The organism is Streptomyces sp. NBC_00341, from assembly GCF_041435055.1.
GTDB lineage: Bacteria > Actinomycetota > Actinomycetes > Streptomycetales > Streptomycetaceae > Streptomyces.
In genome coordinates this window covers 6,098,244-6,125,240 of record NZ_CP108002.1, presented here as the reverse complement: position 1 = coordinate 6,125,240, position 26,997 = coordinate 6,098,244, and the positions used below count along the sequence as shown (strand labels likewise).

The window sequence follows — 26,997 nt, the reverse complement described above, 5'->3', positions numbered from 1 at the left end:
CGGAGGCACGCAATGCCCGTGCACAGATCCGGCTCGAAGACCGCCCGCCGCTCACGCATCGCGGCCGCGGGAACTCTGCTCGCAGCACTCTCCCTCCTCATCACCCTGCCCGGCGCCGCGGGCGCCGCGGGCAACCCGGCCACCGGGGACCCCACGAAGCCCGCCCGGGGCTCGGCCACCATGGGCATGGGCGTCGTCGCCCACGACGGCCGGGGCGGACTGCCGGCCGACACCCGTGCCGTGCAGACGGAGGGCGTGGACGTCAGCGGCCACCAGAACGCCGTGAACTGGGCCGCCCTCTGGAGCAGCGGCGTCAAGTGGGCGTACGTGAAGGCGACCGAGGGCACGTACTACACGAACGAGGACTTCACCCAGCAGTACAACGGTTCGTACAACGTGGGGATGATCCGCGGCTCGTACCACTTCGCCACCCCGGACACCACGAGCGGTGCCGTCCAGGCCAACCACTTCGTCGACCACGGCGGCGGCTGGTCCAAGGACGGCAGGACACTGCCGGGCGCACTCGACATCGAGTGGAATCCGTACGGCGACCAGTGCTACGGCAAGACCCCGGCCGCGATGGTCTCCTGGATCCGCGACTTCGTGAACACCTACAAGGCGCGCACCGGACGCGACGCGGTCATCTACACCGCGACGAGCTGGTGGCAGACCTGCACGGGCAACAACGCCGGCTTCGGCACCACCAACCCGCTCTGGGTGGCCCGCTACAACACCACGGTCGGCGCACTCCCGGCCGGCTGGGGCTTCTACACGATGTGGCAGTACACCTCGACCGGCCCCACCGTGGGCGACCACAGCCACTTCAACGGCGCCCTCGACCGCGTACAGGCACTGGCCAACGGCTGAGCCACCCCGCCGGCAGCCGCCCGGCGCACCCTCCCCGCAGAAGAACCCGGTGACGCACCCCGTCGCCGGGTTCTTCCCGTTCCACGCTCCTGACCAGGCATTCAGCCTCAGGCGAAGGCGAGCACCCCGCTATACATGGCATGTATACGCGGTGTGTATAGTCCCTCCGGGCGCACGCCGAGTGCGCCATTCAGCCAGGACATTCAGCCAAGAAGGAGTGACCCGCCTTGCGCAGTAGGACGAAGTCGATCGGTACGGGGTTGGCCGTCACCCTTGTGACGGCCCTCACCCTCACGCTCAGCGGCTGCTCGATGGAGACCACCGCCCCCGGATCCGCACGCGCCGACGCCGCCTCGGACTCCAAGGGCTCTTTCGGCCCGGTGGACTGCCGCAAGGCCAAGTGCATAGCCCTGACGTTCGACGCGGGCCCGGCCGAGGACACCCCCCACCTGCTGGACATCCTCAAGAAGGAGAAGGTCCACGCGACCTTCTTCCTGCTGGGCAAGAACCATGTGAAGAAGCACCCCGACACGGTCCGCCGGATCCAGGCCGAGGGGCACGAGGTGGCCAACCACACCTGGTCGCACGAGATCCTGACGGACAAGAAGCCCGCCCAGATACGCGCCGAGCTGGAGAAGACCCAGAACGCGATAGCGGCGATCACCGGCAAGAAGCCGAGGCTGATGCGCCCGCCGCAGGGCCGCACCGACGACACCGTCTCCAACATAAGCAAGGACCTGGGGCTCTCCCAGATCCTGTGGAGCGCCACCGCCAAGGACTACTCGACGACCGACTCCGCGCTGATCAAGAAGCGGATACTCGACCAGGCGAGCAAGGACGGCATCATCCTGCTGCACGACATCTACAAGGGCTCGGTTCCCGCGGTGCCGGGCATCATCCACGCGCTGAAGAAGCAGGGCTACACCTTCGTGACGGTCCCCCAGCTGATGGCGCCCGCCGAGCCGGTCCCGGGCACGATCTACCGCCCGTAGGACCTCGCGTACGCGAAACGGCCCGCCTCCCCACGAGGGGGCGACGGGCCGTCCGTACCGGCCGGGTACGTGCTGCCACGCCCGTCACGACATGGCACCTACGCCGCGGCCGGAATCCTCCGCTCCGCCAGGGCCGAGGCCGGGGCGAGGGCGATCTCCAGGACCTGGCGGACGTCGGTGACGGGATGGACCTCCAGGGTGTCCAGCACCTCGGCGGGGACGTCGTCCAGGTCGGCCTCGTTGCGCTGCGGGATCACCACGGTGGTGATGCCTGCGCGGTGGGCGGCGAGCAGCTTCTGCTTCAGACCGCCGATCGGCAGCACCCGTCCGGTCAGCGACACCTCACCGGTCATCGCCACATCGGTGCGGACGAGGCGTCCGGAGAGCAGCGAGGCCAGCGCGGTCGTCAGGGTGATGCCCGCGCTCGGGCCGTCCTTGGGGACCGCGCCCGCCGGGAAGTGGATGTGCACGCCCCGGTCCTTGAGGTCCGCGACCGGCAGCTCCAGCTCCGCCCCGTGCGAGCGCAGGAAGCTCAGCGCGATCTGCGCGGACTCCTTCATGACGTCACCGAGCTGGCCGGTGAGGGTCAGTCCGGACGCACCGGTCTCCGGGTCGGCGAGCGAGGCCTCGACGAAGAGGACGTCACCGCCGGCGCCGGTCACCGCGAGCCCGGTGGCCACGCCCGGCACCGCGGTGCGGCGCTCGGCCGGGTCCTGGGCGGACTCGGGGACGTGGTGCGGCCGGCCGATGAGGCCGCGCAGGTGCTCATCGGTCACCGTGAACGGCAGCTCCCGGTCGCCCAGCTCGTGCTGGGCCGCGACCTTGCGCAGCAGCCGGGCCACGGAGCGCTCCAGGTTCCGGACGCCGGCCTCGCGGGTGTACTCGCCGGCCAGCTTGCGCAGGGCGGACTCGTCGAGGGTGACCTCGTCCGGCTCCAGGCCGGCCCGCTCCAGCTGGCGCGGGAGCAGGTGGTCGCGGGCGATGACGACCTTCTCGTCCTCTGTGTAGCCGTCGAGCCTGACCAGCTCCATCCGGTCGAGCAGGGCTTCCGGGATCGCTTCCAGGACGTTGGCGGTGGCCAGGAAGACGACGTCGCTGAGGTCGAGTTCGACCTCCAGGTAGTGGTCGCGGAAGGTGTGGTTCTGGGCCGGGTCGAGCACTTCGAGGAGGGCTGCGGCCGGGTCGCCCCGGTAGTCGGAGCCGACCTTGTCGATCTCGTCGAGCAGGACGACCGGGTTCATCGAACCGGCCTCCTTGATGGCGCGGACGATACGGCCGGGGAGCGCGCCGACGTAGGTGCGCCGGTGGCCGCGGATCTCGGCCTCGTCCCGGACGCCGCCGAGCGCGACGCGGACGAACTCGCGGCCCATGGCGTGCGCGACGGATTCACCCAGCGAGGTCTTTCCGACTCCGGGAGGTCCGACCAGGGCCAGCACCGCACCCCCACGCCGCCCGCCGACGACGCCGAGACCGCGGTCCGCGCGCCGCTTGCGCACCGCGAGGTACTCGGTGATGCGCTCCTTCACGTCCTGGAGGCCCGCGTGCTCGGCGTCCAGGATCTCCTGGGCGCCCTTGATGTCGTAGGCGTCCTCGGTCCGCTCGTTCCACGGCAGTTCGAGGACGGTGTCGAGCCAGGTCCTGATCCAGGAGCCCTCGGGGCTCTGGTCGGAGGAGCGTTCCAGCTTGTCGACCTCCTTGAGCGCGGCCTCGCGGACGTGCCCGGGAAGGTCTGCGGCCTCGACGCGGGCCCGGTAGTCGTCGGACTCGTCGCCGGATCCGGAGTCGCCGTTGAGTTCGGAGAGCTCCTTGCGGACGGCGTCGAGCTGGCGCCGCAGCAGGAACTCGCGCTGCTGCTTGTCGACGCCCTCCTGGACGTCCTTGGCGATGGACTCCGCGACGTCCTGCTCCGCGAGGTGTTCACCGAGCCACTGGATGGCGAGCTTCAGCCTGGCGACCGGGTCCGCGGTCTCCAGCAGCCGCACCTTCTGGGCGGTGGTGAGGAAGGGGGAGTATCCGGAGTTGTCGGCGAGGGTGGAGATGTCCTCGATCTGCTGGACCCGGTCCACGACCTGCCAGGCGCCGCGCTGCTTCAGCCAGCTGGTGGCGAGCGCCTTGTACTCCTTGGCCAGCTCGGCGACGGCGCCGGGAAGGGGGTCCGGGGCCGACGCGTCGACCCGAGTGCCCTCCACCCAGAGCGCGGAACCCGGTCCGCCGGTACCGGCGCCGATCCGTACCCGGCCGCGGCCCCTGATGAGCGCGCCGAGGTCTCCGTCGGAGAGCCGTCCGACCTGTTCGACGGTGCCGATGACACCGATGCCGGTGTAGGTGCCGTCGATGCGCGGGACGAGCAGCACCTCGGGCTTGCCGCCGCCCTCGCGGTCGACGGCCTGGGCGGACTCCACAGCGGCGCGTACGTCGGTGTCGGACAGGTCCAGAGGCACCACCATTCCGGGCAGCACGACCTCGTCGTCGAGCGGCAGCACAGGCAGGGTGAGCGGTGTGACCGCATTGGACTCAGTAGCCATGATCTCCCCTTCGGCAGTCAAGTTGAGCTATGCAGACTCAATGCTCCTGAGCCGCTCAATGTTCCCGGGGATGTGTTCGCTGTGAGCGATCAGCAGGACGACCGCCTCCGTGTGCCCCTCGTGCAACACGGAGAAGGGCCCGCGAAATCCCGCGTAATCCCGTGGAAGGCGTGGGCCGCGCCGGACAGGATGACGCCATGAACGATTTCGCGCGCCCCGCGCAGGCCCTGCTGGTCGTGGACGTCCAGAAGGCGGGGGTGACGGGCGAACGGGCGGTGCCCGGCGCGGCCGGACTCCTGGAGCGGGTGGCGGACCTGATCGACCGGGCCCGGCGCGGCGGCGCGCTGGTCGTGCACCTCCAGAACGACGGCGCGCCCGGCTCCGGCGACGAGCCGCACACCCCGGGCTGGGCGCTCCACCTGCCCGTCGAGGCCGGTCCCGGGGAGGTGGTGATCCGCAAGACCAGGGACGACGGCTTCGCGGGCACCCGGCTGGGAGAGCTGCTGAGCGGTGCCGGGGCCCGGTCGCTCGCGGTGTGCGGGGTGATGTCGGAGATGTGCGTCCAGGCCACCGCCCGTACCGCCCTGGCCCTCGGCCACCGGGTCGTCCTGCCGTACGACGCCCACGCGACGCAGGACATCCCGGCCGCCCCCGGCATCAGCGCCGCCGTCCCGGCCGCCGTGGTGTCCCGGGTCGCGGCGTGGGCGATCAGCGGCGACGCCGAGGTCACCGTGCCGGCCGCGGACGTGACGTTCGCCGCCCCGCCGTCCCCTCCGCACTGAGCCGCGAAAAGCGTTCGGCGTGGGATCGGCGACAGGGCAGAGTGCCTCTATGAACGAAGACAGAGGGCTGGAACCGGACGGCACCATCGCCCGCGAGGGCTCGCTGAGCCGGGTGCCGGAGCGGTTCGCGCCGGTCGTGGCGGCTGCCCGTTCCCGGATCTCCGAGGTCTTCGGCCCCGACCGGCTGGACAGTGCCTACATCTACGGCAGCATTCCGCGCGGCACGGCCGTTCCCGGCGTCTCCGACCTGGATCTGCAACTGGTCCTGCGCGCCGAACCCACCGAGGCGGACCGCGCCGACGCCGACGCCGTCGAGGCCGGACTCGACGCGTCGTTCGAGGAGATCGACGGCGTCGGCATCCTGCTGTCCGGCAGGGACACCGTGCTCAGCGACCTCGAACGCCATGACGCGGGCTTCTTCATCGCCTGCCTGTGCACCCCGCTGCTCGGCGACGACCTCGCCGGGCGGCTGCCGCGCTACCGCCCGTCCTCGCTGCTCGCCCGGGAGACCAACGGCGACCTGTGCCTGCTGCTGCCGCGCTGGCACGAGCGGGCGGCCGGGTCCGCGACGGACTCCGAACGCCGCGCCATGAGCCGCCGCGTCGCCCGCCGGATCGTGCGGACCGGCTTCACGCTGGTGATGCCCAGGTGGGGCGGCTGGACCAGTGACCTGACCGAGTGCGCCGAACTCTTCGCCCGCTACTACCCGCACCTGCCCGAGCGGGCCGAACAGATACGGCTGGCCGCCCGCACGGGCCACGCCCCCACCGCCGACCCGGCCGTCCTGTCGATGCTCGTCGACGACCTCGCCCCGTGGCTGGCGGCCGAACACATCGCGGCGCACGGCGAGAAGGCACCGCGCCCCTGAACCGGCCGGGCGGCGACCGGACCGTACCGGCCCCTGCCCGCTCGGGCACCCCACCCGCCCGGACACCGCGCCTCGGGCAACCCGCTGGCCCCGGCACCGCCGCGCGGGCCAGGATGGGCCCGACACCGAACGGCGGTGCCCGCACCCGCCGACCGAGCCACCGGAGACCCGCGCCATGCACCACACCTACGGCCCCGACGCCCTCGCCCCCGTCACCCTCGACCGCCGCGAGGGACCGTACGGGGAGGTCGTCCTGCGCAGGCGGGGCGACGACTTCGAGATCATCGCCAACGGGTGCTTCCTGATGGACACCTCGGACGGGCGCTCCGAGCGGCTGCTGATCGACGCCGCCCTGGCCGCGCTGCCCGCGGACCGGCCGGCCCCGGCCGTGCTCATCGGCGGCCTCGGCGTCGGGTTCTCGCTCGCGCGGGCCGCCGCGGAGCCGCGCTGGGGGCGGATCGCGGTGGTGGAGCGGGAACAGGCCATCGTGGACTGGCATCTGGGCGGGCCGCTGGCCGGGATCTCGGGAGAGGCGCTGGCCGATCCGCGGGCCGCGATCCTGACGGCGGATCTCGTCACCCATCTCCGTACCACTACGGAACGTTACGACGCGCTGTGTCTGGACATCGACAACGGGCCGGACTGGACGGTCACGGAGGACAACGGAAACCTCTACTCCCCCGCCGGTCTGGCCGACTGCCTCCGGTGCCTCACGCCCGGCGGAGTGCTCGCGGTGTGGTCGGCGCAGCCGTCCGCGGAGTTCGAGGAAGCCCTGCGCGATGCCGGATTCCATGGGGTTCGGACCGAAGAGGTGGGCGTTGCCCGAGGTGTGCCCGACGTGGTCCATCTCGCAATTCGCGCCGACTGAGATTCCCCCGCCGGGTATCCGGGCCCCCGGGACGCCCGGGGGCCAAGCGTCACAAGAGCGACACTCCGCCTCCTTCGCGCGGGTGGCGCGCCCCCGCACCCTTGCACCCTGCGTAGCCGGGAACCGTCCGCTGCCTTTACGCTGCTGACCGATAACGGGATCTCCCGCGAAATTCACAAGCGATAACCGTGCGTCCGGGGGAATGACCCCCGCGAGAACGGGCAGGGGCGGGGCGATGGAACAGACACACACCACCCACAACGGTGTCGCGGCCACCCCTGGCGCGCAGCGCCGGGTTCTGGTGGTCGAGGACGACGCGACGATCGTCGATGCCATTTCCGCCCGGCTGCGGGCCGAGGGCTTCCTGGTGCAGACCGCGCTCGACGGCCCCGCGGCCGTGGACGCGGCCGAGGCCTGGCAGCCGGATCTGATGGTGCTCGACATCATGCTGCCCGGTTTCGACGGGCTGGAGGTCTGCCGCCGGGTGCAGGCCCAGCGCCCGGTGCCGGTGCTGATGCTGACCGCCAGGGACGACGAGACCGACATGCTCGTCGGGCTCGGGGTCGGCGCCGACGACTACATGACCAAGCCGTTCTCCATGCGTGAGCTGGCGGCCCGGGTGCACGTCCTGCTGCGCCGCGTCGAGCGGGCCGCGCTGGCCGCTGTGACGCCGCGCAGCGGCATACTGCGCCTCGGTGAGCTGGAGATCGACCACGCGCAGCGCCGGGTGCGGGTGCGGGCGGACGACGTCCATCTGACGCCGACCGAGTTCGACCTGCTGGTCTGCCTGGCCAACACGCCGCGCGCGGTGCTGTCCCGGGAGCAGCTGCTGGCCGAGGTCTGGGACTGGGCGGACGCCTCCGGCACCAGGACCGTCGACAGCCACATCAAGGCGCTGCGCCGGAAGATCGGCGCGGAGCGCATCCGTACCGTGCACGGTGTCGGCTACGCCCTGGAGACCCCCGCGCCATGACCGTGCCCGGACCGGGGCTGCGGCCGTTCTCGATCAAGGCCAAGCTGGGCACTCTCGTCGTGGTCTCGGTCTTCATCACGACCGGGCTGCTGATGGTCGCCCTGCGCACCCGTACCGAGCTGCGGTTCATCACGGTGTTCTCGGTCATCGCGACCCTGCTGATCACCCAGTTCGTGGCGCACGGGCTGACCGCGCCGCTGGACGAGATGCGGGCCGTGGCCCGGTCGATCTCGCACGGCGACTACACCAGACGGGTGAGCGGCGCCGACCGGCGTGACGAGCTGGGCGATCTGGCCCAGACGATCAACCTGATGGCGGACGATCTGGCGGCCGTGGACCGGCACCGCAAGGAGCTGGTGGCGAATGTCTCACACGAGCTGCGCACCCCCATCGCGGCGCTGAGAGCCGTGCTGGAGAACGTCGTGGACGGGGTGTCCTCGCCCGATCCGGAGACCATGCGCACCGCCCTCAAGCAGACCGAGCGGCTCGGCAGGCTGGTGGAGACGCTGCTGGACCTGTCCCGGCTGGACAACGGCGTCGTCACGCTGAAGGCCCGCCGTTTCGAGGTGTGGCCGTATCTGTCGGGGGTGCTGAAGGAGGCGAACCTGGCCACCGGCCACCGCCGGCTGTCCTCCGGCTCCGGGAACTCCACCCGTAAGGACGTCCATCTCCATCTGGACGTGTCGCCGCCCGAGCTGACCGCGCACGCGGACGCGGAGCGGCTGCACCAGGTGGTGGCGAACCTGATCGACAACGCGGTGAAGCACAGCCCGCCGCACGGCCGGGTGACGGTGCGCGCCCGGCGCGGCGGTCAGCCCGAGTCACTGCATCTGGAGGTCCTGGACGAGGGCCCCGGCATCCCGGAGTCCGAGCGGCACCGGGTCTTCGAGCGTTTCAACCGGGGCGACGTGACGTCCCCGCACGGTCCGGGCAGCGACGGCGGCACCGGGCTCGGCCTGGCGATCGCCCGCTGGGCGGTGGATCTGCACGGCGGACGGATCGGTGTGGCCGAATCAGCTCGCGGATGCCGCATCCGCGTCACCCTTCCGGGGATCCATCAACCGCGAGGTTGACATAGGGTTCGAAGCGGAAGGGCACGTTCTGCGTGTTCTGTTCAAGGGGTACGGTCCAAGGGGCCGTAACTGCGGTCTCGCGTACCCGGAGCAATGCGGAACCAGGCTTGTTTCCCGCCATTTCCTGCGCCGAAACCCGACTTTCGATGTGACTTGCACGACGAAGACCGGCCCGGTCCGCATGGAACGGTCCGGGAGGCGTAGCCTTGATTTCCGCTGTCCACCACCTTTGTGAAGCGGAAGAGGGCGGTTGCCGCCGTGTCGTCTCAGTCCCCCAGTAACTCGAGCATCTCGACCGACCAAGCCAGCCCGGGTTCGAACCCGGCTGCTGCTTTCGGCCCCAATGAGTGGCTCGTCGACGAGATCTACCAGCAGTACCTCCAGGATCCCAATTCGGTCGATCGCGCCTGGTGGGACTTCTTCGCCGACTACAAGCCGGGTACGTCCGGCACGGCGGACAAGCCCGTTCCCGGCGCCGCAGCCGCGGGGGCTGCGGTGCCCACGGCTCCGGCCGTGACCGCGCCGACCGCCACCAACCACACCGCCCCTGCGGCGCCCGCGCAGCCCGCGGCCCAGGCTCCGGCCCCGGCCGCACCCGCTGCCCCGGCGCCCGCACCCGCACCCGCCCCAGCGGCTCCGGCCGCTCCGGCGAAGGCGGCTCCGGCACCGGCTCCCGCGAAGGCCGCCCCGGCTCCGGCCGCCAAGGCCGCCGCGGAACCGGCCACCGAGGCCCCTGCCGGGCCGGAGTACGTGACGCTGCGCGGCCCCTCGGCCGCTGTCGCGAAGAACATGAACGCCTCGCTGGAGCTGCCGACGGCCACGTCCGTCCGCGCCGTCCCGGTGAAGCTGCTCTTCGACAACCGCATCGTCATCAACAACCACCTCAAGCGCGCCCGGGGCGGGAAGATCTCCTTCACGCACCTCATCGGGTACGCGATGGTGCAGGCCCTCAAGGCCATGCCGGCGATGAACCACTCCTTCGCGGTGAAGGACGGCAAGCCGACCCTGGTCAAGCCGGAGCACGTCAACCTCGGCCTGGCCATCGACCTGGTGAAGCCGAACGGCGACCGCCAGCTGGTCGTCGCGGCCATCAAGAAGGCCGAGACGCTCAACTTCTTCGAGTTCTGGCAGGCCTACGAGGACATCGTCCGCCGGGCCCGCAACGGCAAGCTCGGCATGGACGACTTCACCGGCGTCACCGCCTCGCTGACCAACCCCGGCGGCATCGGCACCGTCCACTCGGTGCCCCGCCTGATGCCCGGACAGGGCCTCATCATGGGCGTCGGCGCGATGGACTACCCGGCGGAGTTCCAGGGCACCTCGCAGGACACCCTGAACAAGCTGGGCATCTCGAAGGTCATGACCCTGACCTCGACGTACGACCACCGGGTCATCCAGGGTGCCGCCTCCGGCGAGTTCCTGCGGATCCTCTCCCAGCTGCTGCTCGGCGAGAACGACTTCTACGACGAGATCTTCAAGGCGCTGCGCATCCCCTACGAGCCGGTCCGCTGGCTCAAGGACATCGACGCCTCGCACGACGACGACGTCACCAAGGCCGCACGGGTCTTCGAGCTGATCCACTCCTACCGGGTCCGCGGCCACGTCATGGCCGACACCGACCCGCTGGAGTACCGCCAGCGCAAGCACCCCGACCTGGACATCACCGAGCACGGCCTCACCCTGTGGGACCTGGAGCGGGACTTCGCCGTCGGCGGCTTCGCCGGGCAGACCCTGATGAAGCTCCGCGACATCCTCGGTGTGCTGCGTGAGTCGTACTGCCGCACCACCGGCATCGAGTTCATGCACATCCAGGACCCGAAGGAGCGCAAGTGGCTCCAGGACCGGGTGGAGCGTCCGCGCCCCGCGCCGGAGCGCGAGGAGCAGCTGCGGATCCTGCGCCGGCTCAACGCCGCGGAGGCGTTCGAGACGTTCCTGCAGACCAAGTACGTCGGCCAGAAGCGGTTCTCGCTGGAGGGCGGCGAGTCCGTCATCCCGCTGCTCGACGCGGTCATCGACTCCGCCGCGGAGGCGCGCCTGGACGAGGTCGTCATCGGCATGGCCCACCGCGGCCGGCTGAACGTCCTGGCGAACATCGTCGGCAAGTCGTACGCGCAGATCTTCCGCGAGTTCGAGGGCAACCTCGACCCCCGGTCGATGCACGGCTCCGGTGACGTCAAGTACCACCTGGGCGCCGAGGGCACCTTCACCGGTCTGGACGGCGAGCAGATCAAGGTCTCGCTGGCCGCCAACCCCTCGCACCTGGAGGCGGTCGACCCGGTCCTGGAGGGCATCGCCCGCGCCAAGCAGGACATCATCAACAAGGCGGGCACGGACTTCACGGTCCTGCCCGTCGCGCTCCACGGCGACGCGGCCTTCGCGGGCCAGGGCGTCGTCGCCGAGACGCTCAACATGTCGCAGCTGCGCGGCTACCGCACCGGCGGCACCGTGCACGTGGTGATCAACAACCAGGTCGGCTTCACCGCCGCCCCGGAGGCCTCGCGCTCCTCGATGTACGCGACGGACGTCGCGCGCATGATCGAGGCGCCGATCATCCACGTCAACGGCGACGACCCGGAGGCCGTGGTCCGCGTCGCGCGGCTCGCCTTCGAGTACCGGCAGACGTTCAACAAGGACGTCGTCATCGACCTCATCTGCTACCGCCGCCGCGGTCACAACGAGGGCGACAACCCGGAGTTCACCAACCCGCAGATGTACACCCTGATCGACAAGAAGCGCTCGGTGCGCAAGCTGTACACCGAGTCCCTCATCGGTCGCGGCGACATCACGCTGGAGGAGGCCGAGCAGGCGCTCCAGGACTTCCAGGGCCAGCTGGAGAAGGTCTTCGCGGAGGTCCGCGAGGCCACCTCGGCGCCGTCCCAGCCGCATGTCCCGGACGTCCAGGCCGAGTTCCCGGTGGCTGTGACCACCGCGGTGTCCTCGGAGGTCGTGAAGCTGATCGCCGAGTCGCAGGTCAACATCCCCGACTCGATCACGGTCCACCCGCGCCTGATGCCGCAGATGCAGCGCCGTGCCGCCTCCGTGGACAACGGCACCATCGACTGGGGCATGGGCGAGACGCTCGCCATCGGCTCGCTGCTGATGGAGGGCACCCCGGTCCGGCTCGCCGGCCAGGACACCCGCCGCGGCACCTTCGGCCAGCGGCACGCGGTGCTCGTCGACCAGAAGACCGGCGAGGACTACACCCCGCTGCTCTACCTCTCCGAGGAGCAGGCCCGTTACAACGTCTACGACTCGCTGCTCAGCGAGTACGCGGCGATGGGCTTCGAGTACGGCTACTCGCTGGCCCGCCCGGAGTCGCTGGTCATCTGGGAGGCCCAGTTCGGTGACTTCGTCAACGGCGCGCAGACCGTCGTCGACGAGTTCATCTCCTCGGCCGAGCAGAAGTGGGGCCAGACCTCCGGCGTCACGCTGCTGCTGCCGCACGGCTACGAGGGCCAGGGACCGGACCACTCGTCCGCCCGCCCGGAGCGCTTCCTCCAGATGTGCGCGCAGGACAACATGACGGTCGCCATGCCGACGCTGCCGTCGAACTACTTCCACCTCCTGCGGTGGCAGGTGCACAACCCGCACCACAAGCCGCTGATCGTCTTCACCCCGAAGTCGATGCTCCGGCTGAAGGCGGCCGCGTCGAAGGCGGAGGAGTTCACCACCGGTGGCTTCCGTCCGGTCATCGGCGACGATTCGGTCGACCCGAACGCGGTCCGCAAGGTCGTCTTCTGCGCCGGCAAGGTCTACTACGACCTTGAGGCCGAGCGCGAGAAGCGTGGCGTGACGGACACCGCGATCATCCGACTGGAGCGCCTGTACCCGCTGCCGGGTGCCGAGCTCCAGGCGGAGATCGCCAAGTACCCGAACGCCGAGAAGTACCTGTGGACGCAGGAGGAGCCGGCCAACCAGGGCGCGTGGCCGTTCATCGCGCTGAACCTGATCGACCACCTGGACCTGGCCGTCGGCGCCGACGTCCCGCACGGTGAGCGCCTGCGCCGCATCTCGCGGCCGCGCGGCTCCTCGCCCGCGGTCGGCTCGGCCAAGCGTCACCAGGCCGAGCAGACCCAGCTGCTCGACGAGGTCTTCGAGGCCTGAGCCGCACCTCACGAACCGGGGGCCCGGTCCCGCGCATCACGCGCGGGGCCGGGCCCCCGGCCGTTGCCGCCTGCCGTCGGGTTCAGATGATGAGCGGCTCGAAGAGCCAGAAGTCCGGTTCGGTATCCGCCGGTACGGTGGCGATCGCCGCGTAGCAGCGCACGGACAGCGGGTGCCGACTGCCCAGTTCGGCGTTGGCGCGCTCGCAGGTGGCCCGCCCCAGCTCGACGGCGGCCCCGGGCCGCCCCGTCCGGGCCCGCATGAGCACCGCGTTGAGCGCGCAGCCGATCGTCCACGGGTGGCTCTCCCCGACCGCCCAGGACATCCGGGTGCGGGCACGTTCGATCTCGTCGTACCCGTGGTCCCGGTCCCCCAGGGCCCATCGCATCAGGCCCAGGTTGCCCTGGGTGCCGACGGTGTACGGGTGCCGCTCGCCCAGCATCCGCCGGTAGCCGTCCACCACCTGTTCGTGCAGCTCCAGCGCCCGGCCGGGGTCGCCCGCCTCCCGTTCCGCGCCGGCCGCCGCCGTGGTGATCAGGAGGGTGAGCGGGTCGTGCTCGCCCAGCAGCCGCAGTGAGCTGTCCCTGGTGGCGGTGAGCGCCGGGAGGGCGGAACGGGCTCCCTCCAGGGCGTACTGGCAGAGCGTCAGGTGGTACTGGGCGCGCAGCGTCTGCGGATTGTTGCCGCCCATCCAGCGCAGATGGTGTCGGGCCGTCTGCCGCAGGGCGGTCTCCGCCTCCCGGTGCCGGCCGAGCAGCCGCAGGTCCATGGCGAGGTTGATCTCCGAGTACAGCGTGGCGGGCGCCCGCTCCGGCAGCACGGCACGCCGCCGCTCCAGGGTGAACTCGTCGGCCTCCAGGGCCTGTCGGTACCGGCCGAGCAGCCGCAGCGACACGGCGAGGTTGTTCTCCGCGTTGAGGGTCCGGGGGTCGTCGTCGCCCAGCAGCCGCCGGTAGCGGTCCCGGATCGAGAGGGACAGGTCCAGCGCCTCCCGGTAGCGGCCCAGGCCCCGCAGATCCGCGGCGAGCCCGCCGGCGGCGCGCAGGTGGTCCGGGTCCAGTTCACCGCGCTCGGCCGCCAGGAACTCGGCGGTGGTGCGCTCCACGGCCTCGCTGCGGGTGTAGTCGCCCAGGGCGCGCAGCAGGTTGGCGTAGTGGTGGCTCAGGTCCCGGATACGGGGATGGGCCGGGCCGAGCAGCGCCTGCCAGGACTCCATCGCGGGGGCGGCGAACCGGACGCCGCTGCCGTACTCGCCCGAAAGGTACATGTAACGGAGGCAGTTGAGGACCAGCCGCTGTACCGGTGGTTCCTCGCTCTCCAGGACCTCGGCCCATTTGAGGTGCGGGGTGAGCGCGGCGTAGGCCGGCCAGTGGCGGATGTCGGCGGGGTCGCCGGGGTCGGCGGCGGCGAGTGCCCGCCGGGCCGCTTCGCGGTAGACCGGGCGGTCGCTCCCGGCGATGCCGTCCCGGACGAACTGGTGGACCATGCGGTGGATCTGGAGCGCCTCGCCGTCCACGGCGGCGAGCGGGTCCGGGTCGGCCTCCAGGCGTACGGCGGAGCGGTCGACCAGATGACGCACCGCGCGCGCACGCCGGGCGTCGTCCGCCAGCGGGCCGGGGAGGGCGGCGCCGTCCAGCAGCCGTACCGGGATGGAGCCCGGCGCGAAGAAGGCGCAGAGTCGCAGCAGTTCGTAGGATTCCGGGGCGCTCTCGCGGAGCTGCGTCAGCTGGACCGACCAGCCCGTGTGGAAGGCGAGCGGGTAGTCGGCAGAGACCTTGACGACGTCGTGGCGCCGCGGGTGCTCCAGGAGTCCGAGGTACTCCTCGACCGGCAGGCCGGAGTCGGTGAGCCAGCCGGCGGTCTGGTCGAGCAGCAGCGGGAGGTCCTCCAGCGCCTCGGCCAGCCGGTCCGCCTCCGCGCGGGTCAGCCGGGGGGCGCGGCGCCGGATGAAGTCGACCGACTCCTCGCGCCGGTAGGCGGGCACCTCGACCGGTGTGTCCCGCCGCCCCTCCTCCTCCCCGGTGGAGCGGGAGGTGATCAGTACGTGTCCGGTGCCGGCCGGTACCAGGTCCCGGATCTGGTCCGGTTCGTCGGCCCCGTCCAGCACGACCAGCCACCGCTCGTGCGGTTCGCCGCGCCGCAGCGACTCGTGCACGGCGCGCAGCCGCTCCCCGTACTCCGGGCCGGTGGACAGGCCCAGTTCGGGCGCGAGTTCGGCGAGCTTCTGGCGGGTCGCGGCGCGCCGGTCGGCGGGCACCCACCACACCACGTCGTACTCGAAGCCGAACCGGTGGACGTATTCGGCGGCCAGCTGCGTCTTGCCCACCCCCGGCATCCCGGACAGGGTGACGGTGGCCCCGTCGGGCGCTCCCGAGTGGAAGGCCTCGCCGATCCCGGCGAGCAGTTCCTCGCGGCCGGTGAAGCGGGTGTTGCGGCGCGGCACCCCGCCCCACACCTCGGGCGTGTGGGCCGGGTGGTGGGGGCCGGGCCTGGCGGCGACGTCCTCGGGCAGCGGACCGGTGGGCAGCCCGAGGCGTACGAGCAGCCGGCGCTCGGCGTCGTCCGCGCCGACGCCGTACAGCTCCAGCGGGTCCAGCAGGGAGACCGCGCCGCGCAGCGGGGCGGTGTGGGTGAACCAGATCGCCGCGAACCGCTCGCGTTCCGGGCCGACGACCTCGCGCAGGGCCCGGTCCCACTCCTCGCGGCCGTGGCCGGCGAGCCGGACGTAGCGGGAGCTGAGCAGGAGCAGGATCCGGCCGCCGGTACGGGCCAGCGCCCGCAGGGTGTCCGCCGGCGAATCGCCCGTCCGGGGGTCCCGGCGCTTCCGATGGACCGTCACCCCGCGGCGTTCCAGCCGGTCCGCGGTCCATGCCGCCCAGGCCCGGTCGGAGTCGGCGTAGCTGAGGGTGATGGCGCCGTCTGCTCCGGAGGGGGAGGGGGACGACGGAGCGGGCGGGGCGGAGGTGTCCGGGGCCGGGGCGGAGGTGTCCGGGGCCGGGGCGGAGGTGTCCGGCCGGGGCCGCCGGGCCGTCACCGGTCCGCTGTTCCGCTCGGGCGGTTCGGCGCCCACGGTCTCGTCGACGTCCTCGGAGTCCGGCGGCCGCCCCGCGTACTTCCCGGCCCACGTCCCGACCGGTTCTGCGGACTCCTGGATGCGGCAGGGCAGTTCGGCCCTGCGGACCGGGGCGCCCCACTGGTTGGAGATGGTCAGGCGCAGTACGCCGGGCCCGGTCGCGGGGCCCGCGGTGACGAGGAACCTGGCAGGCCCGTACGTACCGCCGAAGCGGTGCAGTACGAGTCCCGGGTCGTCGAGCACCTCGCAGACGAAGTGCGGGGCACCGTCCAGGGAGACGCTGAAGGCCAGCTCCTCCTCCTCGTACGGCCACGCCTCGCTGTCCTCCTCGTCGCGGGCGTTCAGCGGGCCGCGCAGGTCGACGCCGACGCACTGGACCACCCCGGGTCCGACCTCGCTCAGCCAGCCCACGACGGGCTCGATCAGCAGCGGCCGCTCGTCACCGTTCACCGCGGGCCCCTCCCCCGCGCGGGCCGCCGTCCGGGGACCGGCCGGTGAGGTGCAGGGTGCTGAGCGGGTGCCCGTAGTACTGGAACATCAGGCTGTACAGCAGCCGCAGGGCGTTGCGCTGTCCCCGCTCGTCGAACGTGCCGTCGTCCCTGACCATCAACGGAACCCCGCCCTCCGCGAGAAACCTCTCGTGCGCTCCGGTCCGGAAGGCCCGCAGCGCCCGCGCCACCGGCCGGGCCGGGTCCGCGGTCACCGTCTCGACGAGCCCGCGGATCAGCTCGCGGGCCTCCGCGTCACCGACCTTCCCCGCGGTGACGATGCAGCCGCCCGCCCCGTTGCCGAGGAAGACCTCCGTGAAGCCCCGCAGATACTGCCTGCCGTCCCCGTCGTGGTCCAGGAAGCGGCCGGAGTGGCAGGCGTTGAGGCAGACCAGTGAACCGTCCCGGCCGAGCAGGCTCATGCCGTGGTCGTGGTACTCCGCCCAGGTCACATCGGCCAGGGTGAGTTTGCTGAGCTCCTGGTCGAAGGTTCCGTGACAGCCCATGTAGACCAGGCCGGTGGGGTCCGCGGTGTGTTCGTCCAGGCTTCTCAGGAAGGACACGATGCCGGAGTGCGGGCGGTGTTCGTAGCCGTGGAAGACCTCCCGGTCGGCGCGCATGTCCGGGTGGAAGTAGCCGAGCACCGCGCCGGCCGGGGCCGCGACACCGGTCGGGAAGTCGTCGCCGCCGCGGACCGCGTCGAACCAGCGCGCCAGGTCGACGAGCGTCCCGAGCATCCCGCCGGGCAGCCCCGCCTCTGGCGCCGGGGGCAGGGTGAGCGCCTCCCAGGGCAGGTCGAAGCCGGTCTGGTCGAGTACCACGAGCTGGAGGCTGTCGCCGTGCACCTGCCGGCACCGGTTGATCCAGCCGGTCAGCGGGCCCTGGTTCTGCGACCAGCGGCGGATGGAGCGGAGCAGTTCGGACGGCGGCTCGCCGCCGGGCCGGGCGTTACCGAGGCTGATGGCGGCCGGGCGCCGCTGGCCGTCGCCCGAGGTGTACGGAAGCGGCGCGACACCGTGGCACCAGGCCTCGAAGCCGTACGCCTCCGGCAGCCCCGGCGAGGAGCGGTGGCGCCGCACCCGGACCCGGGCGTACCTCGTGCCGGGTGCCTGTCCGGCGTCGACGGCCACCGCGCCGAGCCCCTGCGGTGCGCCGGTCCGTGCCCCGGCCGGCACGGCGGCCCGGGGCACGGGCAGCGCCTGTCCGGCCAGCCGGCCGAGACGCCGGATCACGTTGCGGGGGTCATCGCGCACGGCCGGCCCCCTCCTCGTCGGCCCGCGCCGCGATCACGTGGGCGCCGAGTGCGTCCGCGAGTTCGGCGGGCAGTGCGGTGTACGGCCGCCGCCCGGGGTCGATCACCACGCTGTGCAGCCGGCTGCGGCCGAGGGCCCGGATCCGCTCCGCGGCCCGCACCGCGTCCGTGGTGCCGGTGCGGCCGGCCGGTCCGCTCCCCCGGCGTCCGGTACGGCCCGCGGCCAGCGGCACATTGCCCCGGCCGTCGGTCACGACCACGAGCACGGCCTCGACGAGTCCGGCGCGATGGTGCCGCAAGGCCCGGCGCAGGGCGCTGCCGGCCTGGTCGAGGCCGTGGGCGAGCGGGGTGGCGCGGCCGGCCGGCCGCGCGAGTGCGGCGGCGATCCTCGGGTCCCTGGTGGACCGGGCGGAGAACGAACCGGCCCGCAGCTCGTTCGCCGCTCCCCGGGCACCGACCTCCACGACGTGGACGGCGGCCCGGGTGACGTAGGCCCACCGCAGGAACGGTTCGAGCGCCGGGTGCCAGTCCCAGTCCCCCCGGCAGGTGTGGTCGAGCACGAGGGTGAGCAGCCGGACGGGCTCCGGCGCCCGGACATAGCCGCGCAGGTCCTGCGGGACGATCACGAGCGGGCCCCGGCCGCCGCGTATCGCCCGGTACTTCGCGGCCTCCATCGCGGTGCGGACCGGCGCGAGGTCCCACAGGTCCCGAGCGCGCCGCACCCCGACGACGGCACCGCGCGAGGCGCGGGCGCCCGCTGTCCGGCGGGCGGGAATCCGCAGCGTCGCCCCGTCGGGTCCCGACCCCGCGCCGTCCTCCGGGTACGGGGAGAAGGGGCCGGGCGCCTCGCTCCGGACCGGTGCCGGGCCGAGCGGGACGGCGGACTCCGGCTCCCGTACGAACGGGCCGGTCTCGGGCGGCGGTTCGGGTCCGGGGCCGTGGTCCGGAGCCGGCCGGTACGGGCCGGGCCTTGGCGTGGGCGGCGGCTCCTGCGCGGGGTTGGACTCGGGCGGTGGCGCCGACGGCCGGTGGGCCGTCCGCAGCCGGATCAGCCGGGCGGCCCGGCCGACGTGTACGGGGGTGACGTGGACGGGGGTGACGAGGACGGGGGCGTCGGGGATCACCGGGGCCGGGGTACCGGCCTCGGCGGAGGTCTCGGGCCGCTCCCGTTCCTCGGCGGCGTCCAGCCGGGCCAGGGCGCGTGCGATGCGGCCCAGGGCGAGCGCTCTGCGGTGGCCGAGGCCCTCCCGGTCGTCCAGCTGCTCCAGCACCGACGCGGCGAACCCGTCGCTGAGCGTGGTGGGGCGGCGCGGGGTGCGCGGGCTCAGCGCGGCGGCCCAGGCGGCGGGGAGCGGGCCGAGCGGCTCGTGGCCCGGCAGGGGGGGCAGACCGGGTACGCCGAGCCGGACGGGGAAGCGGTCCAGGAGGTGCGGCGAGAGGTGCGCGGCGTCCTCGGCCCGGCAGAACGCCAACCACCGGGCGCGGGGCGTCCACCGGCGCCGGATGCCGGAGTGTTCGAGGGTGGCGGTGTCCGCGCCGAGGAGCTGGACGGCGGCCCGCATCCCCGGAACGCTCAGCCGGGCCAGGTCGGGCACGAGGACGAGCGGTGGGCTGTCCGCCGTCTCGGCCAGCGGTCCGGGCCCGAGGGTGAATTCGATGCCGCCCGCGCTCCGCCGCACCAGGGGCCGCAGCCACAGGTCCTCGTCGGCGGTCGCCGCGTCGAGCGTGGTGCGGGGCACGGCCCCCGGCGGGCGGTCCGCGGCCACTCCGAGCACCTCGGCGAACACCCCGGCCACGGCGGGGACGTGCTCGGGCGGCAGGTCGAAGAGCAGCACACCGGTCAGGGCGGGCTCCAGCGCGGAACAGACGAGCGCGGTCAGCAGCCGGTGGGCGTCGTCGTCCCGCTCCTGCGGCTCCTGGGCGTGCGGCGGCCGGGCGGACACGCGGCTCAGCCGAACAGATCGTCGAGGATGCCGTACTCGTCCGGCCCCCAGGCGAACTCCGCGCCGTGGGCGGACTCGGGCCTGCGGTGGCGCAGCGCGAGCGGCAGCACCCGGTGCACATGCCGGGGCTCCACCCGCCGCTCGTCCTCCATGGCCGCCAGCGCGCGGGCCGCCTTGGCCACCAGGAGGTCACCGCGCTGTCCGACGGCGCCGGACCGGGCGGCCGCCTCGGCGCAGAGCCGGCTGATGTCCTCCTCCAGCCGGACCCCGGTGAGCCGCTCCCGGGCGGCCAGCAGCCGTTCGCGCAGCCGCCCGTTCTCCTCGTGCGCGGCCCGCAGCCAGGCCGAGCCGTCGACTGCGAGCTCCTCCTCGAAGGTGAGCACGGTGGTGATCATCCGGTGCCGCTGCTCGATGGTGAGCCCGGCGGCGGTGACCATCAGTCCGAACCTGTCGAGCAACTGGGCGCGCAGGCTGCCCTCCTCCGGGTTCATGGTGCCGACGAGCCCGAAGGAGACATGGGTCTCGGTGTCGATGCCCTCGCGCTGGACGGACAGCACGCCCGTGGAGACCACGTCCAGGATGATGTTGACGATGTGGTCGTCCAGGAGGTTGACCTCGTCGACGTACAACAGCCCTTTCACGTGGGCCTCTTCGAGCAGTCCGGTCTGCCTTCTCGCCTCGCCGCGCATCAGCGCGTCCAGCTCCCAGCCGCCGAGCACCCGGTCGTCGGTCGCGTTGATCGGCAGGGTGACGGGCAGCCGGCCGCCGGTCATCAGCGCGAAGGCGCGTACGACGGTGGACTTGGCCGTGCCGCGCTGTCCCGCGATCAGGACGCCGCCGATGCCCGGGGCGACGAAGTTCAGCTCCAGCGCGAGCTTCAGCTCGTCCTGCCCGACGACGCGGCTGTACGGGAGGATCGGGACCGCGCGGTCCGGCTCGCTCATGAAGGCGTCACCGTCGCCGTGGCCAGGTCCTCGCGCCCCGGCTGCCAGCGGAAGGTGAGCTGGATCTGCGCCTGCGCACCGGTCTTCACCACGGCGGCCATCCCGGCCTCGAAGGTGATGCCGACCTGGAGTTCGATCTCGTCGGGCCGCAGCCCCTGCCCCAGGTCACCGAGTCTGCGCATGGCCTGGGAGGCGCACCGACGGGCGAGGTCCAGGCCGTCCCCGTACAGATCGCCGGCCGCCCCCAGGGCGCGCCGGGCCGCGTCGGACGCGGCCCGGGTCTCCTCGCTGTCGTACAGGGAGTCCACGTCGGTGGCGGGCGCCCCGGTCGTGAGATACGCCTCGGCGTCCACCACGACCGGTATCGGACCGTCCTCCCCCGGTGCCACAGAACCCACAACGACAGCCATACGCGCCCCCTGGATCACCAACCGACCTGCGTTACAAGGTTACTGACGCTCCCTCACCCATGGGTCGGAATGCGGGCAGCGACTCAGATCATCTGGGGTTCGAAGTCCCAGAACGGCCGGTTGCGGGAGCGCGCCGAGATGGTGTGGACGTGCTGTGCCCCCAGGGTGGCCGCCAGATCGTCGAGCGCCTCCGCCTCGACCTTCTCCGCCCGCTGCCGCTCGCGCAGGGCGCGCAGATCGGCGGCGTGCGCGATGCGGGCGGTGAGGGTCAGCGGGTGGGTCCTGCCGAGGACCTCGGTGGCCCGGGAGATGACCGAGTCCGTCAGCGCGGCGGCGGACTCGGGGTCGCCCACGAGGTTGCGCAGGGCCGCGGCGTTGACCGCGCAGCCCAGCGTCCAGGGGTGGTTCTCGCCGACCGCCCGACCCATGTCGACGAGGGCCTCCTCCAGGAGGTGGTACGCGTTGTCCCGCTCCCCGACGTTGCGCAGGATCAGGGCGTGGTTGGCGCGGGTGCCCGCCACGTAGGGGTGCTGGTCGCCCAGCATGTCCGCGTACCCCTCCATGACCTTCTCGCTTATGGCGCGGGCCTGGTCGATGTCGGCGTGCTCCCGGGCGAAGAAGCTCTGGCTGGCCGCGAACATCCTGGTGAGCGGGTCGTCCTCACCCAGCACCCGCTCGCCCCGCTCCAGCACCCGGGCGAAGAGCACGGCAGCCTTACTCCGCTCCCCCGACCGGTACTGGCAGAGCGCGAGGTTGTGCTCGGCGGTCAGGGTCTGCGGGTTGTCCTGGCCCATGACGATCCGGTGCACCCGGACGCTCTGGCTCTGGATCGACTCCGCCTCCGCGTACCGCCCGAGCAGGCGCAGGTCGGTGGCGTAGTTGATCTCGGAGTAGAGGGTCCAGTTGTGGCGCGGGCGCAGCAACTGGCGACGCGCTTCCATAGTGCGCCGGTTGAGTTCCAGCGCCTCCTCGTACCGTCCGAGCAGCCGCAGGGACGTACCCAGGTTGTTCTGCGCGCTCAGCGTGCGCGCGTCCTGGTCGCCCAGGAGTTCGCGGTACGAGGCCAGGATCCAGCCGGACATCTCCCGCGCCTCTTCGTACCGGCCGAGGCCGCGCAGGTCGGCCGCGAGGCCGCCGGCGGCGCGCAGGTGCTCCAGGTCCTGGGCGCCGCGTTCGGCGCGCAGGTGGTCGACGGCGGCCCGCTCGATCGCCTCGGTCCCGGCGTAGTCGCCGACCGCGCGCAGCAGGTTGGCGTAGTGGTAGCTGAGGTCCCAGACGCGGGGGTGGTCCTCGCCCAGCAGCTCGCTCCAGGCCGGCATGGCGCGGGAGCCCAGCTTGATACCGGCCCGGTACTCGCCGGAGAGGTACATGTAGCGCAGGCAGTTGAGCACCAGGGAGTGCACGGCGGGGTCGGTGCTGCGCAGCACGTCGGCCCACTTGAGGTGCGGGGTGATCTCGGCGTATCCGGGCCACAGCCGGGTGTCGGAGGGGCGGCCCGGGTCGGCGGAGGCGAGGGCGCGGCGGACCACGTCGATGAATTCCGCGCGGTCGCGCTCCGGCATGTCCTTGCGGACGATCTGGTGGACCATGCGGTGCAGGTAGATGGACTCGCCGGAGGACGACTCGTCGATGGCCGACTCGTGCGACTCCAGGCGGACCACGGAGTACTGGCGCAGCTGGCTGATCGCCTTGTTCCACAGCAGCGGGTCGTTCATCAGGCCGGAGAGCTGCTCGGGCAGTTCGCCCGGTGGCATTTCCTTCAGCAGCCTTACCGGAATGGAGCCGGGTGCGAAGAAGCTGCACAGCCGCAGCAGGTCGACGGACTCGGGGACGGTGTCCCGGAGCTTGTTCAGCAGTATCGACCAGGCGGTCTGGAAGGCCAGCGGGAAGTCGGCGGAGACCTTGACGACGTCCTGGTCGATGCCGCCGCCGAGGAGCTCGATGTACTCCTCGACCGACATGTCGGAGTCGTTCAGCCAGCCCGCGGTCTGGTCGAGCAGCAGCGGGAGGTCCTCCAGCGCCTCGGCCAGCTGGTCGGCCTCGGGACGGTTGAGGCGTGGGGCCCGGCGGAGGATGAAGGCGACCGACTCGTCGCGGGTGTAGACCGGCACCTCGACCAGGTTGCTGTTGTGCTCGCCCCACTCGGGGTTGCGGGAGGTGATCAGGACATGGCCGGGGCCGGTCGGCACCAGGTCCCAGATCTGTTCCGGCTCGTCCGCGCCGTCCAGGACCAGCAGCCAGTGGGAGTGCGGGTCGCCGCGGCGCAGCGAGTCGCGGACCGCGCGCAGCCGTTCCCCGTACTCGGCACCGGTGGACAGGCCGAGCTCCGGGGCGAGTTCGGCGAGCTTCTGGCGGTAGAGGGCGCGCCGGTCGGCGGGCACCCACCACACCACGTCGTACTCGGAGCCGAACCGGTAGACGTACTCGGCGGCCAGCTGTGTCTTGCCCACGCCCGACATGCCGTGCAGCGTGACGACGCCCGCTCCGGCGCCGGCGTCCTGGAGTGCGGTGTAGGCCTTGCTGAGCAGTTCCTCGCGGCCGGTGAAGCGGGTGTTGCGGCGCGGCACCCCGCCCCACACCTCGGGGGTGTCGGCCGGGTAGCGCGGGCCCGGCCGCGCCTCCGCGGCCTCGGGCAGCGGGTCCGTGGGCAGTCCCAGCCGTACGAGCAGCCTGCGCTCCGCCTCGTCCGCGCCGACGTTCGTCAGGTCCGCGGCGCCGAAGACGGAGGTGGCGCCGGGCAGCGCCGAGGTGGTGACGGACGCCGCGGCGAAGCGGTCCGGGTCGGCGGCGACGACCTCGCGCAGGGCCCGGTTCCACTCCTCGTGGCCGCGGGGCCCGACCTGGAAGTACCAGTCGCTGAGCAGGACCAGGATCCGGCCGCGGGAGAGCATCAGGTCACGCAGGGCGTCCTCCAACGGTACCTCCACCGGAGGGTCCCAGCGCTGCTGGACGACCGTCACCCCACGCCGCTCCAGCCGGTCCGCGATCCACGCCGCCCAGGCCCGGTTGAAACCGGCGAAACTGAGGGTGACGGTCTGCGCCCCGGTTGCTCCAACTTGCTTACGCGTTCCGGGCATTCAACAGTCTCCCTGACCTCGTTGCGAGCTGTTTCAAGATACACCGGAGCCTCTCGCTCCGGCCGGAATCACCTGGCCGCTCAGCTACCGGGTGATGCGTTCCTCTGCTGCCATATCACCTTGGCGGTGCTCACATAGGCCTCCGCGCGAGCCAGGTGACCCGTGGGGGGCGGCGAATCCTCCAGACGGTGGTAGACGGTGATCATCTCGTTGACGAGTACCCGGCCCTCCGCGGTGAGCGCGCCCGAGCCGGCCAGGACCGGCAGTACGGCGCCGACCTGTTGGCGGCAGCGCGCGTGTTCCGCCCAGGCCAGATCGCGGTGGGTGACGCGCCGGGCGCCGAGCGCGAACCGCTGCCAGTAGTCGGCCAGCGCCAGGTGCGAGTAGGCCCCCTGGAGCAGCCCGTCGAAGGGCCTGGGGTCGGAGCGCCACGGTGCGAAGTGGCGTGGGGTGGCGTCCTCGTGGTGCAGCCGGACGAGTGCGCCGAGCGCGGCCAGCTTGGTGTGCTGGAGTTCGTGCACGAGGGTCGAGGCGAAGTAGGCGGGGGTCGCGGGCTTGCTGCTGAGGACGGCGCCGAACGCCTCGCGCCGGGTGCCGCTGCAGTGGGCCGCGCCCCGGCCGTCCGGCCCGGAGCCGGGCGGCGGTCCGAGCGGGACGAGGCAGCGCAGCAGTACGGCCGCCTCGGTGAGCCGGTGTTCGCCGCCCACCCGCAGCAGTGGCTCGACCCCGGACCAGGATTCGGTCCAGGCCTTGCGTTCGTGGTCGTCGATGTGGGTGGCGGCGCTGAGACCGTGGCGTTCGAGCCCGGTGCCCCGGGTGCGGTACGGGTCGAGGTCGTCCAGGGGTACGGGGCCGGCGCCCGGCAGTACGGCCGGCAGGGTGAGCACCGGCAGCCAGCGGGGGTCGGCCGAGCTCATGGTGCCGTCCGGCAGGGCCCGTACCGAGAGGGGCGGGGCGCCGCCCGGACGGATCGTCATTTCGCCCTCCGTGTAGGCGAGTTCGACCGGTCCGTCGGCCGCCCGTACCGCGCCCAGGGTGGGCAGCGAGAGCAGTCCTTCGCGGGCGGTGAGCCGGGCGGTGCAGGGCAGCGCGGCACGGACGGCGGCCGCCGCGGCGAGGGCGCCGAGGTGGGCCAGGTCGGTGTGGAGTTCCGGGCCCGCGGCGGCGGTGCCGGTGAGGCCGCCCAGGAGCCGTTGCGCCCAGGGGCCGGTCATGGGGTGGAACAGCACGGTGCGCGCGGCGGCCCGGTCGGCGCGTTCGGCGGCTTCGAGCAGCGCCCAGTCCTCGCGCAGCCGGTCGAGCAGAGGGGGCGGGCACACGGTCGTGGGGGCGGCGGCCGCCGCGTCGAGCAGGGCCCGCAGGAGGACGAGGCGGCGGGTGTCCTGGTCGCGGACGAGCAGGCCGAGGGAGTCGGTGTCGCCCTCGGTGCGGCCGAGTTCGCGCAGTACGCGCTCGGGTATGGCGGGGCTCATGGGGGGTCTCCTGCGGTTGCGTCGGCGAGCCGGTCCGCCACGTGGCGGACCAGCCGTTCGAGGTCCGCGCAGTAGACGGACGGGTTGATGAAGCCGTTCTCTGCGCGGTAGCGGTGTGCGTAGTGGCCGCCGCCGCAGACGGTCAGCAGCGGGCAGGCCCGGCAGGCGGCGGCGAGCGCACCGGCTCCTGCCTGGCGGGCGGCGACGCCGGGGTGGCGCAGGGCGTCGTCGAAGGTGTGCCGGAAGACGTCGAGGCCGGTGGCGGCGGCCGTGTCGTAGGCGGACTTGAGGGAGTCGACCTGTTCGATCGACCCGTCGGTCTCGACCACGACCGCGTTGACGGGGTCAAGGCCCAGGGACTCGGTGGCGGCGGGCAGGCCGAGGAGCAGCGCGACGCACTCCTCGAAGAGCCGGATCCGGGTCTCCCGACGGGCCGCCGGCCACCAGCGGTCGAAGACGGCGCACAGCCAGTCGCCGTACGGGGTGGCGCGGCCGGAACCCGGGCCCATGGGGATGCCCGTGAGGACCGGCAGTCCGGGCGGCGGGCTGGTCCAGTTGCCGTGCGGCAGGAGCAGGTCCAGGGCCGGCGGGCGCAGGGCGAGCAGTGACTCGTACATCTCGACGGGGTCCGTGCGCGGGTCCACGACGGTGAGGATGCCCGCGTACGCGCCGGGGTGGCGGTCCGCGAGGAGCCGGGCGCCGCGTGCGGCGGCGGGCCAGGAGGGGCGGCCCGCGTGGTCGGTGCGCTGGGTGTTGTGGGCGGCCAGTCCGCCGTCCAGGCTGATGCCGATACTGATGCCGTGCCGGGCGAGCACGGTGACGCCCGCGTCGGTGAGCAGGGTGGCGTTGGTCTGCACGGTCGCGTGGACGGTGCAGCCGGCGGGTACCCGCTCCCGTACCCGGTCGGCCAGGGCGGCCAGCCGGTCGGGGCCCGCGAGCAGGGGTTCGCCGCCGTGCAGCACCAGGGCGACGTGGCGCAGCCGGTGGGCGGCGGCGTGTTCGGCGATCCGGTCGGCGGTGCGCTCCAGGACGGCGGGCGCGGCAGCGGCGGGCCGGTCCCGCCAGGTGCGGTCGGGGCCCTCGTACAGGTAGCAGTACCGGCAGGCGAGGTTGCAGCGGCCGTGCACCTTGACGATGAACTGCCCGAACGGCACGGGTGCGGGCGGTCCGGCGCCGCCGGCCGGTTCCGGGCGCGGTTCGGCCCCCGTGGGGCGCGCGGCACCCGGGAACGGCTCACCGCTCCCGTCCTCGTGAAGCTGCTCCCCCTGCGGCGTCGCCCGTCGGAC

17 protein-coding genes are annotated in these 26,997 nt (G+C 72.6%); 8 read left to right on the top strand and 9 right to left on the bottom strand.

The window, feature by feature from the left end; all coding sequences use genetic code 11:
- Positions 1-12: 12 nt before the first annotated feature.
- Both OG892_RS27760 and OG892_RS27755 read left to right on the top strand, forming a co-directional pair.
- Positions 13-867, top strand: a complete 855-nt coding sequence (locus OG892_RS27760; protein ID WP_371630566.1) for a lysozyme — start codon at positions 13-15, stop codon at positions 865-867.
- A 311-nt stretch (positions 868-1,178) separates the two neighbouring features.
- On the top strand, positions 1,179-1,859 hold the full coding sequence (locus tag OG892_RS27755) for a polysaccharide deacetylase family protein (RefSeq protein WP_073737068.1): 681 nt from the start codon (positions 1,179-1,181) through the stop codon (positions 1,857-1,859).
- Between the two features lie 98 nt (positions 1,860-1,957).
- Here OG892_RS27755 and lon read toward each other — a convergent pair whose 3' ends face one another.
- Complete coding sequence (gene lon / locus OG892_RS27750; RefSeq protein WP_073736944.1) at positions 1,958-4,384, bottom strand: endopeptidase La; 2,427 nt, start codon at positions 4,382-4,384, stop codon at positions 1,958-1,960.
- Positions 4,385-4,581: 197 nt separating this feature from the next.
- On the opposite strand from lon, the gene OG892_RS27745 reads away from it, so the two are divergent.
- The 6 genes from OG892_RS27745 (at position 4,582) to OG892_RS27720 (ending at position 13,052) form a co-directional block, all read left to right on the top strand.
- A complete protein-coding gene (locus OG892_RS27745; protein ID WP_371630565.1) occupies positions 4,582-5,166 on the top strand; it encodes an isochorismatase family protein in 585 nt (194 codons plus the stop codon).
- 49 nt (positions 5,167-5,215) lie between these two features.
- Positions 5,216-6,034 (top strand): nucleotidyltransferase, encoded by an 819-nt coding sequence (locus tag OG892_RS27740; protein ID WP_371630564.1) that lies wholly within the window; start codon positions 5,216-5,218, stop codon positions 6,032-6,034.
- Between the two features lie 175 nt (positions 6,035-6,209).
- Entirely contained in the window at positions 6,210-6,902 is a 693-nt protein-coding gene (locus OG892_RS27735) for a spermidine synthase (RefSeq protein WP_073736947.1), read from the top strand.
- A gap of 235 nt (positions 6,903-7,137) precedes the next feature.
- A complete protein-coding gene (locus OG892_RS27730; RefSeq protein WP_014154105.1) occupies positions 7,138-7,875 on the top strand; it encodes a response regulator transcription factor in 738 nt (245 codons plus the stop codon).
- Complete coding sequence (locus OG892_RS27725; protein WP_073736948.1) at positions 7,872-8,948, top strand: HAMP domain-containing sensor histidine kinase; 1,077 nt, start codon at positions 7,872-7,874, stop codon at positions 8,946-8,948. Before OG892_RS27730 ends, OG892_RS27725 begins: the two co-directional genes overlap by 4 nt.
- A 258-nt stretch (positions 8,949-9,206) precedes the next feature.
- Entirely contained in the window at positions 9,207-13,052 is a 3,846-nt protein-coding gene (locus OG892_RS27720; protein ID WP_371630563.1) for a multifunctional oxoglutarate decarboxylase/oxoglutarate dehydrogenase thiamine pyrophosphate-binding subunit/dihydrolipoyllysine-residue succinyltransferase subunit, read from the top strand.
- 82 nt (positions 13,053-13,134) lie between these two features.
- Here OG892_RS27720 and fxsT (OG892_RS27715) read toward each other — a convergent pair whose 3' ends face one another.
- From fxsT (OG892_RS27715) to OG892_RS27680, 8 genes are all read right to left on the bottom strand, one after another.
- Positions 13,135-16,575, bottom strand: coding sequence for an FxSxx-COOH system tetratricopeptide repeat protein (fxsT, locus tag OG892_RS27715; protein WP_371630562.1), 3,441 nt, complete (start codon positions 16,573-16,575; stop codon positions 13,135-13,137).
- Complete coding sequence (locus OG892_RS27710; protein WP_371630561.1) at positions 16,565-17,866, bottom strand: CHAT domain-containing protein; 1,302 nt, start codon at positions 17,864-17,866, stop codon at positions 16,565-16,567. Before OG892_RS27710 ends, fxsT (OG892_RS27715) begins: the two co-directional genes overlap by 11 nt.
- The gene (locus OG892_RS27705) at positions 17,856-19,808 is read right to left on the bottom strand and encodes a hypothetical protein (protein WP_371630560.1); all 1,953 of its coding nucleotides are present in this window, start codon (positions 19,806-19,808) and stop codon (positions 17,856-17,858) included. The genes OG892_RS27710 and OG892_RS27705 overlap by 11 nt, the downstream gene beginning before the upstream one ends.
- 5 nt (positions 19,809-19,813) lie before the next feature.
- Positions 19,814-20,752 (bottom strand): AAA family ATPase, encoded by a 939-nt coding sequence (locus OG892_RS27700; protein WP_371630559.1) that lies wholly within the window; start codon positions 20,750-20,752, stop codon positions 19,814-19,816.
- Positions 20,749-21,162, bottom strand: coding sequence for a CU044_2847 family protein (locus OG892_RS27695; RefSeq protein WP_328865425.1), 414 nt, complete (start codon positions 21,160-21,162; stop codon positions 20,749-20,751). Before OG892_RS27695 ends, OG892_RS27700 begins: the two co-directional genes overlap by 4 nt.
- 83 nt (positions 21,163-21,245) lie before the next feature.
- Entirely contained in the window at positions 21,246-24,239 is a 2,994-nt protein-coding gene (fxsT, locus tag OG892_RS27690) for an FxSxx-COOH system tetratricopeptide repeat protein (RefSeq protein WP_371630558.1), read from the bottom strand.
- 80 nt (positions 24,240-24,319) lie between these two features.
- Positions 24,320-25,711: an HEXXH motif-containing putative peptide modification protein gene (locus tag OG892_RS27685; protein ID WP_371630557.1), complete on the bottom strand. Its 1,392-nt coding sequence runs from the start codon at positions 25,709-25,711 to the stop codon at positions 24,320-24,322.
- A complete protein-coding gene (locus OG892_RS27680) occupies positions 25,708-26,865 on the bottom strand; it encodes an FxsB family cyclophane-forming radical SAM/SPASM peptide maturase (protein WP_073737069.1) in 1,158 nt (385 codons plus the stop codon). Before OG892_RS27680 ends, OG892_RS27685 begins: the two co-directional genes overlap by 4 nt.
- Positions 26,866-26,997: the final 132 nt, after the last annotated feature.

What these genes read in the sequence shown, in the direction of transcription:
- OG892_RS27700 (WP_371630559.1), bottom strand. Translation starts at nt 20,752, where the DNA reads ATGAGCGAGCCGGACCGCGCGGTCCCGATCCTCCCGTACAGCCGCGTC.
- OG892_RS27745 (WP_371630565.1), top strand. Translation starts at nt 4,582, where the DNA reads ATGAACGATTTCGCGCGCCCCGCGCAGGCCCTGCTGGTCGTGGACGTC.
- lon (WP_073736944.1), bottom strand. Translation starts at nt 4,384, where the DNA reads ATGGCTACTGAGTCCAATGCGGTCACACCGCTCACCCTGCCTGTGCTG.
- OG892_RS27755 (WP_073737068.1), top strand. Translation starts at nt 1,179, where the DNA reads ATGGAGACCACCGCCCCCGGATCCGCACGCGCCGACGCCGCCTCGGAC.
- OG892_RS27760 (WP_371630566.1), top strand. Translation starts at nt 13, where the DNA reads ATGCCCGTGCACAGATCCGGCTCGAAGACCGCCCGCCGCTCACGCATC.
- OG892_RS27685 (WP_371630557.1), bottom strand. Translation starts at nt 25,711, where the DNA reads ATGAGCCCCGCCATACCCGAGCGCGTACTGCGCGAACTCGGCCGCACC.
- OG892_RS27730 (WP_014154105.1), top strand. Translation starts at nt 7,138, where the DNA reads ATGGAACAGACACACACCACCCACAACGGTGTCGCGGCCACCCCTGGC.
- OG892_RS27725 (WP_073736948.1), top strand. Translation starts at nt 7,872, where the DNA reads ATGACCGTGCCCGGACCGGGGCTGCGGCCGTTCTCGATCAAGGCCAAG.
- fxsT (WP_371630558.1), bottom strand. Translation starts at nt 24,239, where the DNA reads ATGCCCGGAACGCGTAAGCAAGTTGGAGCAACCGGGGCGCAGACCGTC.
- OG892_RS27740 (WP_371630564.1), top strand. Translation starts at nt 5,216, where the DNA reads ATGAACGAAGACAGAGGGCTGGAACCGGACGGCACCATCGCCCGCGAG.
- OG892_RS27735 (WP_073736947.1), top strand. Translation starts at nt 6,210, where the DNA reads ATGCACCACACCTACGGCCCCGACGCCCTCGCCCCCGTCACCCTCGAC.
- OG892_RS27695 (WP_328865425.1), bottom strand. Translation starts at nt 21,162, where the DNA reads ATGGCTGTCGTTGTGGGTTCTGTGGCACCGGGGGAGGACGGTCCGATA.